General features: G+C 55.5%; 12 protein-coding genes. 8 read left to right on the forward strand and 4 right to left on the reverse strand.

The annotated features are described in order from the left end of the window. The first annotated feature begins 131 nt into the window (after nt 1-131). The 6 genes from HH800_RS21360 to HH800_RS21385 all read left to right on the forward strand — a co-directional run bounded on the left by HH800_RS21360 (nt 132) and on the right by HH800_RS21385 (nt 9,555). Nucleotides 132-1,295 carry a capsule biosynthesis protein gene (locus HH800_RS21360; RefSeq protein ID WP_169862262.1) on the forward strand — a complete coding sequence of 388 codons (1,164 nt, stop codon included), beginning with the start codon at nt 132-134 and terminating at the stop codon, nt 1,293-1,295. A 2-nt stretch (nt 1,296-1,297) separates the two neighbouring features. Then, complete coding sequence (locus HH800_RS21365; RefSeq protein ID WP_069335425.1) at nt 1,298-2,095, forward strand: ABC transporter permease; 798 nt, start codon at nt 1,298-1,300, stop codon at nt 2,093-2,095. Continuing rightward, complete coding sequence (locus HH800_RS21370; protein WP_069335426.1) at nt 2,092-2,739, forward strand: ABC transporter ATP-binding protein; 648 nt, start codon at nt 2,092-2,094, stop codon at nt 2,737-2,739. The genes HH800_RS21365 and HH800_RS21370 overlap by 4 nt, the downstream gene beginning before the upstream one ends. Nucleotides 2,740-2,778: 39 nt before the next feature. After that, entirely contained in the window at nt 2,779-5,706 is a 2,928-nt protein-coding gene (locus HH800_RS21375) for an HAD family hydrolase (RefSeq protein WP_169862264.1), read from the forward strand. Continuing rightward, nucleotides 5,703-8,531, forward strand: coding sequence for a glycosyltransferase (locus tag HH800_RS21380; RefSeq protein WP_169862266.1), 2,829 nt, complete (start codon nt 5,703-5,705; stop codon nt 8,529-8,531). Before HH800_RS21375 ends, HH800_RS21380 begins: the two co-directional genes overlap by 4 nt. Before the next feature lie 103 nt (nt 8,532-8,634). After that, the gene (locus HH800_RS21385; RefSeq protein WP_169862268.1) at nt 8,635-9,555 is read left to right on the forward strand and encodes a hypothetical protein; all 921 of its coding nucleotides are present in this window, start codon (nt 8,635-8,637) and stop codon (nt 9,553-9,555) included. Between the two features lie 71 nt (nt 9,556-9,626). On the opposite strand, the gene HH800_RS21390 is transcribed toward HH800_RS21385, so the two are convergent. From HH800_RS21390 to HH800_RS21405, 4 genes are all read right to left on the reverse strand, one after another. Beyond that, complete coding sequence (locus HH800_RS21390; RefSeq protein ID WP_169862270.1) at nt 9,627-12,233, reverse strand: hypothetical protein; 2,607 nt, start codon at nt 12,231-12,233, stop codon at nt 9,627-9,629. 120 nt (nt 12,234-12,353) lie between these two features. Continuing rightward, complete coding sequence (locus HH800_RS21395) at nt 12,354-13,313, reverse strand: phytanoyl-CoA dioxygenase family protein (protein ID WP_169862272.1); 960 nt, start codon at nt 13,311-13,313, stop codon at nt 12,354-12,356. Nucleotides 13,314-13,353: 40 nt separating this feature from the next. Continuing rightward, complete coding sequence (locus HH800_RS21400; protein WP_234792411.1) at nt 13,354-14,112, reverse strand: DUF5672 family protein; 759 nt, start codon at nt 14,110-14,112, stop codon at nt 13,354-13,356. Then, entirely contained in the window at nt 14,109-15,692 is a 1,584-nt protein-coding gene (locus HH800_RS21405; RefSeq protein ID WP_235681934.1) for a glycosyltransferase family 2 protein, read from the reverse strand. Before HH800_RS21405 ends, HH800_RS21400 begins: the two co-directional genes overlap by 4 nt. 187 nt (nt 15,693-15,879) lie before the next feature. Between HH800_RS21405 and HH800_RS21410 the strand changes: the two genes are divergently transcribed. Continuing rightward, nucleotides 15,880-16,578 carry a ParA family protein gene (locus HH800_RS21410; RefSeq protein ID WP_169862275.1) on the forward strand — a complete coding sequence of 233 codons (699 nt, stop codon included), beginning with the start codon at nt 15,880-15,882 and terminating at the stop codon, nt 16,576-16,578. After that, a complete protein-coding gene (locus tag HH800_RS21415; RefSeq protein ID WP_069337474.1) occupies nt 16,575-16,964 on the forward strand; it encodes a hypothetical protein in 390 nt (129 codons plus the stop codon). The genes HH800_RS21410 and HH800_RS21415 overlap by 4 nt, the downstream gene beginning before the upstream one ends. Nucleotides 16,965-17,097 lie beyond the last annotated feature (133 nt).

The raw sequence follows: 17,097 nt of genomic DNA on the forward strand, positions 1-17,097 counted from the left end.
AGCATCGTGATGGAAGGGTGGACAATAGTTCCTCTCGCAGTCGCACCACTCTGTACCGCTTGGCCTTGCACGTTGGCCCATGTTCGCCTAGCGCAAGTCAGCCTAGGTTCCTCAAGGTGCTGCACAGACTTATGAACGCCAATCCCCCGATCCCCGTGGAAACAGAAGAGCCGGTAAGCCATTCCGCACTCGCGCGATGGCTGAGAAAACGGCGTTGGTTTCTGTTGTTCGTTATTCTGCCAACGCTGCTTTCGGCGATCTATTACGGCTTAATCGCGGCAGATATCTATATTTCGGAGTCACGCTTCGTCATAAAAAGTCCGGATCAGAAACGATCGCAGGTATCGACCCTGGCCAATCTGGTACAGACCACTGGCCTGTCGGGCGGGCAGGAGCAGACCAACGAGGTACTGACCTATGTCCGCTCGCGCGACGCGCTCAAGGCGCTGGAGCGCAACATTGCCGTTCGCGACAAGTTCGCCAGTTCGCAGGCGGATATTTTGTCCCGCTTCCCGCAGCCATTGGCCGGCGACAGCTTTGAAAGCCTGTTCCGCTATTATGGCAAGATGGTCGAAGCGCGCATGGACAGCGAAACCGGCACCGCGACCATCAAGGTCAAAGCCTACACGCCGCAGGACGCATTCACCATCAACAAGCAATTGCTGGATCTGAGCGAAGGCCTGGTCAATCGGCTCAGCGGCCGCGCGCAAAGCAAGGCCATCGTGGAAGCCCAGAAGCAGGTCGACCTTGCCATGCAGCGGGCAACCGCATCACGCGTTGCGCTGGCGCAGTATCGTAATGCCCAGTCGCTGATAGATCCCAGCAAGCAGGCGGTGGGCGTGCTGGAAATCGCGAACACCATGATCGGCGAACGCGCTGCGCTTCAGGCCCAGTTGGATCTGATGCAGCGCCTGACCCCGAATAACCCCTCCATTCCCGCGCTGCGCAATCGCATCAATGCGATATCCGTGCAGATCGCATCGCAGGACAGCCGTGTCGTGGGCAATGGCCGCGGCATCGCATCCAAGCTTGGTGGTTATGAAAACCTGCTTGTCGAGCAGGAGTTTTCGACCGAAAGCCTGAAAGCGGCCAATGCCGCCCTGGTACAGGCTCGTGCCGAAGCGCAACGCCAGCAATTCTATCTGGAACGGGTCGTCGGTCCCAACACCCCCGACATGCCGTTGCTGCCCAAACGTCTGATGAATATCCTGATCGTGTTTGCGGCAGTAACCTGCCTCTATTTCATCGCCTGGATGTTCCTGGTCGGTGTTCTAGAACACGCGCCGGAAGACTGACCATGGCTAAAACCACCTTGCAGGATTTGCGCGATGGATGGTCGGTTCAACTGCGCGTGATCCATGCGCTGATGATCCGCGAATTGACGACCCGTTTCGGTCGGGAAAATATCGGCTTCCTGTGGGTCATGGTTGAACCGCTGCTTTTTGCCGGTCTGGTTGCGACCATATGGCGCCTGACCAAGGGACCGGAAGAACATGGCGTAGGTATCGTCGCCTTTGTCGTGACCGGATATATCCCGATCACGATGTTCCGGCACAGCATTACCAGAAGTATTTCTGTTTTCACGGTCAACAGCAGTCTTCTATATCACAAACAAATAAAGATTGTAGATTTCATATTCACGCGGTTTGCCATTGAATTTCTAGGAAGTTTGATGGCCTATGTTCTAGTTGCAGCCGTATTGATCGTTTTCGATGAATTTCCAGTGCCGACGGACATTGGACTCTTTATTGCGGGCTGGATGATATACGCCTTTTTTTGTCTGTCTTTGTGCCTGGTCATCGCTCCGCTTTCCGAAATGTCCGAAGTGGTCGAAAAATTTGTGCCGGCCACCCTCTATGTGATGATCCCATTTTCCGGTCTGTTCACCATGTCGTCATGGTTGACGCCCGATATGCGGGAGTTTCTGGCTTGGTCGCCATTTGTGAATGGTATGGAAATGATGCGAAAAGGCATTTGGGGCGAAGAAGTCACAGCCTACTATAACATCTGGAATCCGATCGCCTGTTCGCTCATCGCATCTGCCGTGGGCCTTGGATTATGTCGTCGGGTAAGGCGGAAACTGTCGGTCGAATGATTATCTGTCGCAACGTCTGTAAAAGTTACAAACATGGTTCGGAACAAAAGCACGTTCTGAAAAATGTAAACTTGGACATCGCTCCCGGCGACCGCGTGGCGTTGCTGGGCCGCAATGGCGCGGGCAAAACCACTTTGATCAAGCTGATCGGTGGCGTCGAAATGCCCACATCCGGCAAAGTGACGCGTCAAATGGCCGTTTCATGGCCGCTGGGTTTTGCTGGAGGATTTCAGGGTAGCCTGACGGGCTACGACAACGCCCGCTTCATAGCTCGAATCTATCAGCGTGATTATGCTGATATGAAAATGTTCATTGAAGATTTCACTGAATTGGGGCGGCAATTGCGCATGCCGGTCAAGACCTATTCTTCAGGCATGCGAGCACGCCTAGCTTTTGCGCTGTCGCTGGCCATCGAGTTCGATTGCTATCTGATCGACGAAATCATCCTTGTCGGGGATCAGAATTTCCAACGCAAATGTCATTATGAATTGTTCGAAAAACGTGCCGATCGCACACTTGTTCTTGCATCCCATAGCCCGGAAGTCATTCAAAGTCTGTGCAACAGAGCTGTCATTTTGCACAAGGGTGATGCAACAATATATGATGATGTCAACTCAGCATTGGAATTGTATAATAATCTATAGGCTTAATCAATCACACGATCCTAAAACGGTAGAATATTGATGAACCGCCACACATATCGTATTCGTCGTTTCATTGGAAAGCACATAAAGAAACATGCTTTCCTTCGTAAATCATTGGGACTTTATTCGAAATCGCTTACAGAGGTGCGTCCATCGATGAAATGGCCATATTTCGATATTACCGAATATCTTAATCGCTACCCTGACGTAGCAGCTGCCGAAATGGACGCTTTCGAGCATTTTTCGCGTCATGGCTGGCGCGAAGGCCGTTGGGCATCCGCCTATTTCGATGCACTATGGTATGCCAATGCCTATCTGGACACGAACGATGGCATCGACCCCATTTCGCACTACGCCAACGGCGGTTGGCGGCAAGGAACGAGGCCCAACCCCTATTTTGATGCGGAATGGTATTTGAACACCTATCTGGATGTCAAGGAAGCAGGGGTCGAACCACTCGACCATTATGTAAACTGGGGCTGGAAGGAAGGACGCAACCCCTCCCCCTATTTCGATGTCCGCTACTATTTGCAGCATAATGGCGATGTGCGGGAAACCGGGATGGAGCCGCTGATGCACTTCATCCTGTGTGGATGGCGTGAACAGGGACGCAATCCCAATCCTTATTTCTCCGGCGACTGGTATCGTCAGAAATATCAGGACAGGTTCGATACGGACACGTGCCCGTTGCGCCACTATCTCGCTTCCGGTTCGGCGCTGGGATTGCAGCCCGGTCCGAATTTCGACCCCTTGTTCTACCGCAAGAAATATTCCGATATCGCCCCGGATAGTGAACCGTTGGCTCATTTCCTGCAATATGGTCGCAGTGAGCGACGGGTTCCACACCCGGACGCAGAACCGGACGCCGACATAGCAGTCGCCGATTGGGCCGGCGCCAATGCCCTGAACGAACAGCGTATCGCGTTGTTGTCCCGCGAACTCGGCACCCCGCTCGCGCTCAGCAGCCCGTCGGAGGTCGCACAGGGAACGATCCGCAAATATCTGCCCAACGTCAAAGCGGTGACATTCGACATATTTGATACATTGGTCGAGCGCCGGTCAGGCAGGCCGGAAACCATCTTTGCACTTTTAGATGTCGTTGCGCGGCAAAAGGCGCCGCAGATTTCCAACTTTGTCGCAGTCCGCAAACAGGCCGAACGCAATGCCCGTGAGATCGCGGGTATGCGGGAAATCACCATGGTGGAAATCTGGGATCATTTTTCACAATTAACCGGCCTTTCCGCTGCCGTTTGCACCGACTTGGCACGGCATGAATGTGAACTGGAAATCACTTTCTGCGAAGCCAAACCGATCGGAATCGATTTGTTGCGCACCGCGCTGGAGGAAGGTCGCGCCGTCTATCTGCTGTCCGACATTTATTTCGACCGCGACACCGTGGAAGCCATTCTGGCCAAGGCTGGCGTGATCGGGTATAGTAAACTTTATATTTCCTCTGAAATCGGTGGTACCAAACATTATGGCGGCATGTTCAAACTGCTGCTGAGCGAAAATGATCTGATAGCTGGCGAAGTCCTTCATATAGGCGACAACCCGCATTCGGACGTCGCCATGCCGAAAAGCGTCGGCATGCTTGCGCTTCAAATCGAGAAGAGTGACGCGATGTCGCCTTCCGACACGCTGCGCGCGTGGTTCAACAGCGATATATCGAACCCGACCGGCCTCTGGCAGTCCATCATCGCGGGTGAACTGATACATCGCGACGCCCTTCTCCATGTCAGTACGCCTTCTACTCTCGATATCGTGCGGACAGCGGGGGCACAGGCTCTGGGTCCGGTACTGCTTGCTTTTGCTCAGTATCTTGCAAAAAAATCGCGGCAATTTGGTCATGGTTGCCTGTATTTCGCATCAAGAGACGGTTTCTACCTGCGTGAAGCCTATGAAGCACTACGCCCTGTCTGCCCCGACCTGCCGCCGTCCCGTTATGTGCTGGCGTCCCGCCGGGTATGCCGCGCCGCCGGCATCAGCAACCTGGACGACATCCTGGCTGTCGCGAGCGTCGATCATTTTCCAATGCCCCTGCGCCAGTTCATGGCTGCGCGGTTTCTTTTGTCGGATGCCGAAATCGATGCTCTGCCGGTTAGCGCGCAGGATCTGGACCGGGTCATTACCAATGCCCGCTCCGACAAGGAGATGCATCGACTGCTGGAATCATGTTCCGGCGCAATCCTGGCCCGATGCATGGCACATGCCGCCGCCTACCGGGATTACCTGGCCGATACCGGCATCACGTCGCCGGGCGCAGCCCTGGTCGATATAGGCTATCGCGGCACAACCCAGCGCGCCATCGCCGACATGACAGGCAACAAACTGGATGGCCTGTATATGGTTACTTGGCCCGAAGTGTCAGGTCTGCTGGATCGGGGTCTTCGCTATGACGCTTTTCTGCCCAGTAAGGGAGCGTCGAGCGATCCCATCGTCAAATATGTTCAAATGTTGGAACTACTCTGTTCGGCAACTCATGGCAGCATCGCCTCGTTCGAACATGAGAACGGCGTCGCACGCCCGGTCATGCTACCGGGCGACATCTCTGCGCGCACAGGCCATACATTGAATGCCCTGCGCGAAGGCGCGCTTGATTTCGTGCATGCGATTGCAAGCAGCTATCCTGAACTGCTGGATTGGCAACCGCCTCATTCTGCCGAAGTCATCGGAACGCTAGTTGAATTTTGCGCAACACCTCGGCTTGAAGTCGTCGATGGGCTGCGCGAACATCTGTTCGAGGACGTGTTTGGCGGCGCGGTCAAGCCACTGATCGGCCGACAAGGCAGTAATCTGGGCGAAGCCCTGGAAGACGGATGCTGGACGGAAGGCAGCGTATCCCTATGGCGCGCCACCGCCCTGGGCTTTTCCAGCCTGAGCTGGCCTGAAGGAGACGCGCAACCTGACCGTTTCGACAGGGAGGGCATGACCTTTCCCGGTTATCAAACCGCGGAGGTGCTGGCATGAGCCTGCCCTTTTTCCATATTCTGGTGCCCGCTGGCGCCTCACCGCAAATCATCGTCACTCTGACCAGCCTGCGTTTGCAAATTTATCCGAATTGGCAGGTAGCTATACTGGGCGACGATGTCGATTCAGATGCGCAAGCCGCATTCCAGCGCCAGCTTGGACAGAAGCCTATCCAGTGGTTGGATGGCGAAGACCTGACCCAACTGGCCAGATCAGGCAATGACTATGTCTTCCCGCTCTTGCCCGGAGACGAGTTGACGCCGGATGCTTTGGCGGAAATGGCCTTGGCTGCAAAAGCCAATAAATCATGTGATCTGGTCTATGCGGACCAGGCCGAACGCTTTAGCGAAGCAGATCCGCTGACGCCTTTTTTCAAGCCTGGCTGGTCACCCGAAACATTGATTGCAAATGACTATATCGGTCGTGCCGCAGTCAAATTCGCCTGTCTGCCCAATGATTTCCCCGTAAGAACATTCGATGCAGTCGACCTTTGGTCCGTCTGGCTGAATCTTTCCCGCAAACCCGCATTGTCCACGGGGCGTTGCGAACGGGTACTCTATCGGATTGCGGCAGTCGATGCAGACGACATCGGTCGACTAGAATCCCGTGCCGTTGCGATGATCCACAATCATCTGTCTGCTTTGGGCATCAAGGGTAAGCCTTTCCGGCCCGAATGGGCAAAGCGATTGGCTGTTCTTGCATTTCATATCGACTTCCCGGACACGGGACCAAAAGTATCGATCCTGATCCCGACCAAGAATAATTTCGCGGTTTTCAAGCGCTGCATCGAATCCCTGCCGTTGACGACCTATGACAATTACGAGGTCATAGTCATCGACAATGCCAGCGACGAACCTCAGACCATTGCCTATCTGAACGAAATTCGCGGCAGGGATAAGATCAGGATATTGCGGATACCGTCACTGCTATCAGGTTTCAGCTATTCCTATGTAAACAACGCCGCCGCCAAGGAGGCCGATGGCGACTATCTTCTGTTTTTGAATGACGACACAGAAGTGATCGCACCCAAATGGCTGTCGCATATGGTAGGATGGGGCCAATTTCCGGGCATAGGGTCGGTTGGCGCAAAATTATATTTCGCCAATGATCAGGTCCAGCACAGCGGATTGATCCACAACCTGCTGGACGGTGTTCTGCCGGCGCCCGCCTTCAAGCTGACAGGGCGCACCTCCATCGGTGACCATGCGCAGGACCATATCGTGCGGAACTATGCTGCGGTCACGGCTGCGTGCATGCTGACCCCCCGTGACCTGTTCCTGAAGGATGGTGGGTTCGACGACGTCGATTTTTCCGTCGCCTATAATGATTGCGACTATGGTTTTCGCCTAAGCCGCCGTGGGTTGCGGCATGTTTGCGTTCCGACAGCCGAACTATATCATTATGAAGGCATTACTCGCGGGCGCGGGCGCGGCAACGACAAAATATCCGAAGAAGTTTCCTTCATCCGTCGTTATGCGGACTGGACCGATCCCTATTTCAACCGCAACCTGTCCCAGGATAGTTTCGAATTCCAGCCAGTCAGGCATACCGTCCTTCCAGATCTACCCATCAGGGCGCCTTTGACCATAGCGTTGTTCAGTCACAATCTGAACTATGAAGGCGCGCCCTATGTACTGCTCGACATCGCACGCGGACTGGCGCGTGGCGGATTGATGCACGTCGTCATATTCAGTCTGGTCGAAGGTCCGCTCCGAGCCGAGTTCGAGGCTGCCGGATGTCAGGTCATCGTCAAAACCAATGTCGGGGTGTTTGGCGCCAAAAGCGAAGAAGAACTGCAATCGGTCCTGACCCCTATCATCGACGAGATGCGTCGCCTGGGTGTCAATGTGGCACTTGCCAATACCGTGGTTGCGCATTGGGGCGTTGTGGCAGCGCAGATGCTCGATTTGCCTGCGCTGTGGGTCATTCATGAAAGCGAAGCCCCGTTCAGCCATCTGGAAGGATATGGGGCTGCCCATGTAGATCTCGCGCGGCGAGCATTTGCGAAAAGCTATCGAAATATTTTCGTTGCCCGATCGACGCGTGATTTATACGCGCCTTATTCTCCTCGGGACAATCTTTCGGTCATCTATAATGGCTTCAACGCCAAGCATGCGGCCGATGAATTGCGCCGTTACGACCGGCAGGAGGAGCGGGCGAAGCTTGGCGTGGGACCGGGCGACCTGTTATTTGTGCTGCCGGGCACGGTTTGCGAACGCAAGTCGCAACAGGATCTGGTCGCCGCGTTGCAATTGCTGCCCGCTTCCGCATCCGCTTGCCGGTTCGTGATCGTCGGCGATCGCGATGGCAATTACAGCCGTGCCCTGCACGCCATGGCCGATCGTCTGCCTGAACATCTGAGGAACAGGCTCTCCATCATCAAAGAGACGCCGGAAGTCTGGCGCTATTATGGTGCGGCAGACGGTATGGTATTCACATCGCGTCTGGAAAGCTTCCCTCGCGTCATTCAGGAGGCGATGTATTCCGGCCTGGCAATCGTAACGACCCCTGTCTTTGGCATATCCGAACAATTACGAGACCAACAAAGCGGCCTGTTCTTCGAGCCCGGTGATGTCCATGCTCTGGCAGCGGCTTTGGGCCGTGTAGCCGGCGACCTTTCACTAAGGCAGAAGCTTGCCCATAACGCACGGATTTCCCTTGGGCGCTTCCCAACGATTACGGCGATGCAGGAAAAATATGTCGCCCTGGTGCAGGAAGCCGCGCTTTCCCATGCACGCCCCAACCCAAGTCGACCACAACGTGCATGGATACAGGCGCATCAAGTCAATCACAGTCGCTGGTGGAATATTTTCTGCGGCAACTAATCTACAGTAATTTGGATAAAATCGATCAGATGTTAGAGGAGATGGTTCACATCTTCTCCTCTAACTAGAGAAGATTATAACGCAGGCCATGGGGGGCTTGAGGATGTCGATATTCACGGACAACAGGTTCGATCAAAACCTATTTGATCATGAAATTGCCAATCTGCATGATTATGAAAAAAATTCTCTCAATTCCATGCGCTATGGTCAATCCAGTGCCGATGGAAGTGCCATTATTGGGCGAGACAATCATATTTTCATACAAGGCGGCTCAAATAGATGGAGCCAACAGATTACGGGTAACGCCGTGATTGCCGATGTCGACTTTGATCGAACACGCAGGGTCATAGATTCATACACAACGGAATGTCACAATAGGGACATCGATCTTTCGGTAATTATAATTCCTGAAAAAGATGTAATTTACCCAGAGCACAGCCCAAATTGTCATGATATTATATTACAGGACAGAACCATTCATAAAATTATGAATGAATATCCGTCCGTGCACTACCCATGGGAAAATATCATAAGGCACAAACATTGTGGCCTTACATATCATAGGCTGGATAGCCATTATAACACGTTTGGCGGATTTATTGTCTTTAATGCCGTCCTTGATTCGTTGAACATCTCTAATGTGTCTTGGGATGATATATATTTTGCTCATAGGGAATGGCAGGATGATCTGTCGATCAAATGGTTTGCCAAAAAGTTCACAAGAAGAACATTGCTGGAAAATTATCGCGAGACATCCATTGCTCAGGGCAACCCCCTGACCGGCACACATATCAAATTTGAATCAAATATGGCAAGGAATGACGATACTATCGTCGTTTTTGGAGATTCCTATTCATGGAATCCCGATGCAGGTTTGAGCAGATTTCTATTATACCGCTTCAAGACCGTTCATTTTATTTGGAATAGAAATATAAACTGGTCGTTTGTCGACCGGGTAAAACCGAAAGCAATCGTCGTTCAGTCGGCAGAGCGATTTCTGATAGGTGGCCTGGTAAGGTCATAAGCCAGGTCGAGACAAGATCGATGCCAACTTTGCCCCGTTTTTATCATGAGGCAAAGTTGGATCGGATATTTTTACAATCTGGTACGGCCTTCCTGCATACCGTGACGGATATAATGTTCGAGCGGATTCATCCCTGATCGGGCAACATCGTCATAACGGTTCAGATAGGCCTCACTATCGAACAATTCCCTGCGCGACAGTCGCCGAAGCAACAGTCGCTCACGGCGAGCAGGTGACAGAAACCTGACCCACCAGCGTCCTGGTTCAAGTAGCGCCTTGTTGACTGACAACAGCCATTGCTGCTGTTCGATCGTAGCCTGTGCCAGTCGCTTTTCGTCAAACAGTTGCTGGTTGATAAAATGATAGGCCTGGTCCTGTTGATCCACCTTGCGCTGCAATTCATCCGTTTGTGCCCGCAGATTGCGAACGATCAATTCATTCTCGTCCCGCTGCCGCGCCAAGTCGCTATTCAATCGCTGGCTATGTTCCACATTACGAGCGACTTCGACTTCCATCTTTGCGCGCAACTGATCCAGTTCGGCCACAAGTTCGGCATTTGCCTGTTCGGTCGCGCGCTCAGCCTGACGAGCCCGCATCATATCGTTTCGCAGATATGCCATTTCTTCGGAAAACTGTCGCTTTTCGTCTGAAAACGCTTGCAGTTCCTGCTCTTGCTCAACGGCTTTGCGTTGAGCCGTGTCCGCCTGTTTGCGGACGTTTTGCAATTCTTCTATCAGCCGCGCGAGGCGCATGTCCTGCACATGCAGGGTATCTGCCATACGATCATAACCAAGGCTGCGCTGATTGGCTTCATCCCGCGCGGCTTCAGCAAGGCTGATGCGTTGCTGCGCAGACAGGATGTTTTGGTTGAGGCGGTCATTGATAGCCGTGCTTTCATTCAGCCTAGCCCTGACATCAGCCAATTCCGCATTGGCAGCTTCTGCATCGGCAATCCTGCTCTCCAGGGATAGAACCGCCTCTTTCAATTCAGCGCTTTTGTCTTGCTGACGTTTCTCGGCATTGCGGGCCTGCTCGGCTGCTTCATGCGCCATATCCATTTCATGTCGCACATGATCGAGTTCGGCATAACGCTGACGCAAGTTACTTTCCGTCGTAGCCAATCTGGCCTGCAATTCCTCGCACCGTTCAGCCAGCTTGTCCCGATCTGCTTCTGCCGTCCTTGAGAAAGCTTCAGCAGCCGCGATAGCTTTATGTCCCTTTTCAACATCTTCAGAAAGAATTTGATTGTCGGCGGTCACCTTGTCGGCTCTGGCACGGGCGTCATCCAGTTCCGTCGTTAGTGTGGTAATGGACTCTTCCATTTGCTGCTTGGCAAGGTCAGCTTGCGCCATGTCCTGTCTGGCCTGAAGAACGGCCTGCTCCTTCTCCTCCATCGCGAACTGAAGAACGGACAGCTCATTTTTGAGCTCGTCCAGCTCGATTTCCAATATCTGTCGGCCAGAATCCGACGAAGCCGTTTTTTCCTGCAACGCCTGCAAGGTAAGATCGCGATCAGCCATGGTGATACGCAACTGTTCCAATTGCCTTGCAGTTTCAGTCGCTTTTGCTGCGGCAGCGGTCAACCGTTCCTCATTATCGCCTAGTTCGCGACGCAAAGCGATGATATCCGCCTGCTTTTCTTCACGATCTTCGATCGCGCTGGTAAGTTTACCCTGCTGATCCTCCAACTTGGCTCGAACATCGGACAATTGCCCGATCAGTTCGTTTACATTTTCTTCCTTCTCGCGAAGCAGCCAATTTGTATTCATGCCGGTCGTAATCGCTTCACCCACGATTTCTCCGGCCCGGTTCAGTTGATCATGCAGCCCGTCCAGCAGGATATGATCCTCAGCCACCTCCCCTGTCTTGGACCATCTATCGAAAATGTCCCAAGCCTGGAAAATGGCATCGGGCATATTCCGGCTAGTCGGACGATTTTGTAGCGCGATTTCCGAATGGGCCATTTCGGGATTGATGAAATCCGCCTGCTCTGCGCGGCTGACCTGATTGGATCGAGGCCATTGAATTCCAAGATCGGCACTCATGCGGTTGGGCAAGTCATGCCATTCTTCCAGAAGCTGGTTGAAGGTTAAAAATGTGCGATTTAGTCCTCTGGTCGAAGCTTCAGCGTCAAGAACATGACGCAGCCATAGCAATTGACCCACGGAATCCTGGATGCCGTCGCGCAATGTCAGGGAACGGGAAACCAACGCAGGGTGTCGGACCGGCACCACGATCGCTGGAGAAATACCCTCCTGCTCGAGGGCCTCCAGCCAGAAAGGCGTCAGTCGGCAAATGCGCGGATCTTTCAAAACGAAAAGACCCGAATTCCCAAATTCCTGCTTTAGGACCGAAGATGCTCGATCAAGATATTCATCTTTACGCGGGCTGTCATACCAGCCCGGATTGAAACTGAGCCAATCATGCCATTTCGATCCGCCCGACGCCAGCAACTGGTCGTTGAATTCGAGTATCGTTGCCGACTCCCAATAGCCTGCACTATTGCTTCCATTTGCAGGTAGAAGATTTTCAGGAAGATCGCATCCATGTAAGCTTAGCAAACGGGATAGCAGGCTGGTTCCAGAGCGATGCATGCCCAGAACCAAGACCCCTACACGTTGCCTATTCTTCTTCCTAGAAGTCACGGCATCCGCTTCTTTTTGATATGATTGAGTCAATTTCCTGTCTCTACCTATTTACGCATGTTCATCTAAATGTGAACGATCCGCATTATCGAATATTTCCAGTCAACGATATCTCAATTCCCAATAAATTCCTTGATTATGGAATCAATAATATTATCGCAACTGTCGAAAACGCTTAAGCAATTTTCTTTGCCATGCAGGTCGCCGTGGCGAATTTGGAATGATTGCCGGCTGTTTCACCTCTTCCCCCATATAGCGATTGGGTCGCGCTTCCCCGTCGCCGATCGACACCAGATTGCGCAGGGCCAGCTTGCCGATCGCCTCGTCCGAAAAAGCGGGCGTATAATAGATGCAGTCGTCGAAATAATAATGCGTCACCTGCGACCAGCGGGTGAGCGTGGGGTCATTCTGGCGACTGCCGCCGTGGAGCAGGTTCGCGCACCAGATCAGCGCCTGCCCTTTTTTCGGGAGAAACCGTTCTTCCTGCGCGCCATGGACTTCGCGCAGCGCCTGCCAGGCCGGGGCATAGGGATCCTGTGCGGAGGCGAGATCGCTGCCATAGCCGCGGCGGCCAATCAGCGCATTGGTCATGATCGGCCATTTATGCGAACCGGGATAGTAAAAGAGCGGCCCGGCGTCCGGCCCGATATCCTCCATCGCCAGCCATACGCCGCACATGAACCGTTCGGGCAGGCTGGAAAAATGGACGGAATCCGAATGGGCATCCTGTTGCGTGCCGACCGGGAAGTTGAGCGTCTGGAACGGAAAGGCGCGACGGCCGTAAAGCTTGCTGAGGAGGTCCAGCACCGCCTGATTGGCGGCGATGGCGCGGACATCCTCGTCAAACTGCCAGGCATCCTGCACGCGGCGTTCGCGCGTCGTCTTGTCGCTTTGTGGATCGGCGAAGTCGATGCCGTAGCGCGGCCCCAGATGGCTCTGAATACGGTCGATGCGGCCGTCCAGATCCGCGTCGGGGAAATCGAAGACGGCATAGCCCTTTTCATGCAGATCGGTGGCGATCCGCTCTTCCTCCGCGCTCAGCCCCCATTCCGCCTTGAGCGCCGGGAATAGCGGGGATTCGATCAGAGGCAGGCCGGGAAAGATGTTGGTCAAGCGCGTCGGTCCCTTTGCGGGCGTGAATGATGGGGCGGCGTTACCGCCTGAACTGGTCCAGCGTCAGGCGCAGGGCGCGGCTCCATCCTCCCCGCCCCTGCCCTATCTGTTTCAATATCGAAGAAAAGTCATGCCGGATCGTGCCGCGATCGTCCAGTTCGCGATACAGGGTCCAGAAGGGTTCGATCCCCACCGCCCGCGGCATCAGCCAGGCGCCATGATAGCCAAAGCTGGCCGTGATGTCCCCTGCCCGTTCGGCGGCGAAGCGGTCGGCGAGCGCGCGCGGCGCAAAGCGCATGCCCTGCCGCTCCAGCCAGTCACGGTTGATCCGGGCGATCGCGACATCTTCGGGATGGGAAGGATGAAAGGCCGGATCGCGGCACAACTGCATCAGGCGACGGCTGCGCAGCGAAAAGCCGCCATTGCCGACATCATGCCCATCGGTGAACTGGGGCCAACTGGCGCCGATATAGTCATAAGTCAGAAAGTCGGGATGCCAACGCGATGCGTCCAGCACATGGCCGTCCCATTGGATGGTCAGGCAATGGCTGGTCTGGACATGATCGACCAACTGCGTCAGGAGAAAATCGGAATAGGCCCGCGATGATGTGATGGGCGCGATCGACACGACGGTGATGCCGGGATGATCGGGCTTCACCGGTTTGTCGGTCAGCAGCAGCGCGGCCGCAGCATCGACCTGCGACAGGCTGGTTTCCAGCGCCCGGAGGGTCGCCGCAACATTGACCGAGCTGACCGCGCACAGCGTCACCTGCGGCAGAGGGAGGCGGGCAGCCATCATAGCGCGACCGCAAACTGTTCGCTGGCGCGGCTGAGTGCAGGATGGTGGTAGGGATCGTAGATTTCGTCGGTCTGCCACAGGCGCTTGAGCGCAGCCAGTTCGCCCGCGAAGCGCGCCGCGCCCACCGGATCGCGATCCAGCCCGCGCGACACCGATTCATGATGGATCAGGGTCGCACGCGGCTCATAGAGCGACTGCCAGCCCCGTTTGTTGAGGCGCAGACAGAAATCGACATCGTTGAAGGCGACAGCGAAATCCCGTTCGTTAAGGCCGTCCACGGCCATGAACTTGTCGCGTTCCACCACCAGACAGGCGGCGGTCACCGCCATGGTGAATTGCGGCAGGCTGTGGCGGTGGAAATAGCCTTCCTCATCAGGGCGCAGGAAACGATGGGCATGGCCCGCTGCATTGCCGACGCCGATCACGACGCCGGCATGCTGGATACGCCCATCAGGGTATAGCAGCCGCGCGCCCACCGCGCCGACTTCAGGGCGCAGCGCCTGCGTCGCCAATATGGCGAGCCAGTGCGGATCAGTCATTTCGATGTCATTGTTGAGCAGGCAAAGCAGCCTGCCCTGCGCCTGCGCCGCGGCGCGATTGTTGATCGCCGAATAGTTGAACGCGCCACTGTGGCGCAGTACTTGGTGCCGGGCAGGATCGAGCGCGGCGAGATAGGCCAGCGTTTCGGGATCGTCGCTGTCATTGTCCATGACGATGACATTGGCCTGCGGATAATGGGCTGCTGCAACACCGTCGAGGCAGGTGCGCAGCAGGTCCACCCGGTTGCGGGTCGGTACGATGACCGACAGCGGCGGAAGGTCGTGGGCGATGGCGATCGGGCGGGCGGGCAGACGCGGTGACGGGCGGTGGCGGCGGTGATGCAGCATTTCGCGCAGATGGACGGGAGCGCCCTGCCCCGCAATAGACGCGACTAGCTCCGTGGCCCAATCGGCCCCATCATCTGCGCTGTCGACGGTCACGGCCTCCAGATCGGCGCGTGTCGCATGGATGATGCAGGCGCCGGTCAGATAATCCTGATGCCGGAACAATTCGCCATTCCAGTCGGGCTTGAAATAGGGTCTGGCGCGACGACGGCCGATCAGCTGGTCGTCGTCGGCATAGATGATGCGCGCCGCCGTGCTGGCCATGGCAGCGCGATAGGCGTCTGCCGCACTGGGTGCGATCCTGTCGCCGGGACGGACCGGCATCAGCCAGGGATTGGCGGTCCAGTCGATATGCGCAATGGCGGCGGCAAGCGTGGGTGTTTCCGGGCTGCCGATCACCAGCGGCGTCAGACCTTCCATCGTCAGGTTTTGCTGCGTGAGCGCCAAGGATTTTGGATCAGTGCCACCGTGGAGGTCGATAAGTGCGATGATCGGGCAAACGGCGTCAGGCCTGCTGTACGACCGTTCCTCTTGTTCCTGTCGCAATGCCCAAAGCGTATAGGCACGCGGCGACTGGCTGAGCAGCGGTGCGAACTGTCCGCGGGCACGCACGCGCTTGCGCTTGATCCACCATTTCGTCGCGGTCAGATAGGCGCGGGGTTCTGCACGGAAAGCATCGAAATGGACAGACGCCATCAGCCATACGTCGGCGATCCGCTTGAAATGATGAACTATCGACGACGATCGCATGGGCCTTTTGCGAATAACGGCTTTAACTCGGATCGCAAAGGAAATCCTTGTAAATCGTTATGAAAAGATACCTATAGGATACCAAATAGCTATCGGATTTCCTGACGGTAGCGGATAGCTATACAGATAGTCTATGCCTACCATCGCTTTCATCAGTCCCAAGGGGGTCGTCGGGAAAACCACCGCTGCCTTGCGTCTGGCGTCGCAGCTGGCGCGCGGCGCCAAAGTGTCGGTGATCGACGCCGATCCCAATCACCCCATCGCCGCCTGGGGTCGCGATGCGCAGCTGCCTGAAAATCTGTCTATCGTCGCTAATGTCGATGAGGATAATATCGTCGATCGGATCGAGGAAGCGGCGGCGAAAACGCCCTTCGTCATCGTCGATCTGGAAGGGACGGCGGCCAAGATCGTGCTGCTGGCAGTCAGCCAGGCCGATCTGGTGGTGATCCCCATGCAGGGGTCGCAACTGGACGCCGAACGGGCGAGCCGGGCGATCCGCGTGCTGAAACAGCATGAGAAGATGACCGGCAGGGCCGTGCCCTATGGCGTGCTGCTGTCGCGGACCAGCCCAATCATCCGCACCCGGACCATGGGGCATATCCAGGACGGGCTGGTCGACGCGGGCGTACCGATGTTCACGACGCAACTGCATGAGCGCGAGGCGTTTCGCGCAATCTTTTCCTTCCGCCAGACGCTGGAGGAACTGGACCCCAGGGACGTGTCCAATCTGGACAAGGCGATCGCCAATGCCGAACAGTTCGCGGTGGAAGTGATCGAGCAGCTGCGCGCCAATCGCAAGAGCGCGGCGACGGCGGATGAGGTGGCAGGATGAGCAGGGCCAATCCCTTCGGCGATCTGGACGATTTCGGATCGGACAACAGCGCCAAGCCGGTGCCCGCCGACGCGATCGAGAAAATCGCGCAAAGCAGCGGTTTTCCGAGCCGCAAGGCGGGCGCCGCCAAGGCCGGTGAGACAGCGAGTTGGACAGGTGAAGCCACATCGCCCTCCCCTGCCCCGATCCCGACCACGCCAGCGACCGCTTCACAGCCCGTCCGGCAGCCGCGCCGCCATGTGACCGGGCGCAATCGGCAGATCAATATCAAGGCGACCGAAGAAACGATCGAGGAACTGTACCGCATCGCCGACGCGATGAAACTGCCGCTGGGCGCGGTGCTGGAACAGGCGCTGGCGGCGCTGGAGCGGCAGCGCGAAGAATGAGATACTGGATAGCTATCTGATAGCTAATTGGTATCCCTTGAGTATCCAGTTTGCTTCAACTTTGGTGCACAAGATCACTCCATATGATGTAGGGCTGCGCGCGATTTGAGGGAAATCATGACAATTCCCTACA

Origin of the sequence: Sphingobium yanoikuyae (assembly GCF_013001025.1) — a bacterium.
In the GTDB taxonomy this organism is placed as follows: Bacteria; Pseudomonadota; Alphaproteobacteria; order Sphingomonadales; family Sphingomonadaceae; genus Sphingobium; species Sphingobium yanoikuyae_A.

What these genes read in the sequence shown, in the direction of transcription:
- HH800_RS21360 (WP_169862262.1), top strand. Translation starts at nt 132, where the DNA reads ATGAACGCCAATCCCCCGATCCCCGTGGAAACAGAAGAGCCGGTAAGC.
- HH800_RS21365 (WP_069335425.1), top strand. Translation starts at nt 1,298, where the DNA reads ATGGCTAAAACCACCTTGCAGGATTTGCGCGATGGATGGTCGGTTCAA.
- HH800_RS21370 (WP_069335426.1), top strand. Translation starts at nt 2,092, where the DNA reads ATGATTATCTGTCGCAACGTCTGTAAAAGTTACAAACATGGTTCGGAA.
- HH800_RS21375 (WP_169862264.1), top strand. Translation starts at nt 2,779, where the DNA reads ATGAACCGCCACACATATCGTATTCGTCGTTTCATTGGAAAGCACATA.
- HH800_RS21380 (WP_169862266.1), top strand. Translation starts at nt 5,703, where the DNA reads ATGAGCCTGCCCTTTTTCCATATTCTGGTGCCCGCTGGCGCCTCACCG.
- HH800_RS21385 (WP_169862268.1), top strand. Translation starts at nt 8,635, where the DNA reads ATGTCGATATTCACGGACAACAGGTTCGATCAAAACCTATTTGATCAT.
- HH800_RS21400 (WP_234792411.1), bottom strand. Translation starts at nt 14,112, where the DNA reads ATGATGGCTGCCCGCCTCCCTCTGCCGCAGGTGACGCTGTGCGCGGTC.
- HH800_RS21405 (WP_235681934.1), bottom strand. Translation starts at nt 15,692, where the DNA reads ATGGCGTCTGTCCATTTCGATGCTTTCCGTGCAGAACCCCGCGCCTAT.
- HH800_RS21410 (WP_169862275.1), top strand. Translation starts at nt 15,880, where the DNA reads ATGCCTACCATCGCTTTCATCAGTCCCAAGGGGGTCGTCGGGAAAACC.
- HH800_RS21415 (WP_069337474.1), top strand. Translation starts at nt 16,575, where the DNA reads ATGAGCAGGGCCAATCCCTTCGGCGATCTGGACGATTTCGGATCGGAC.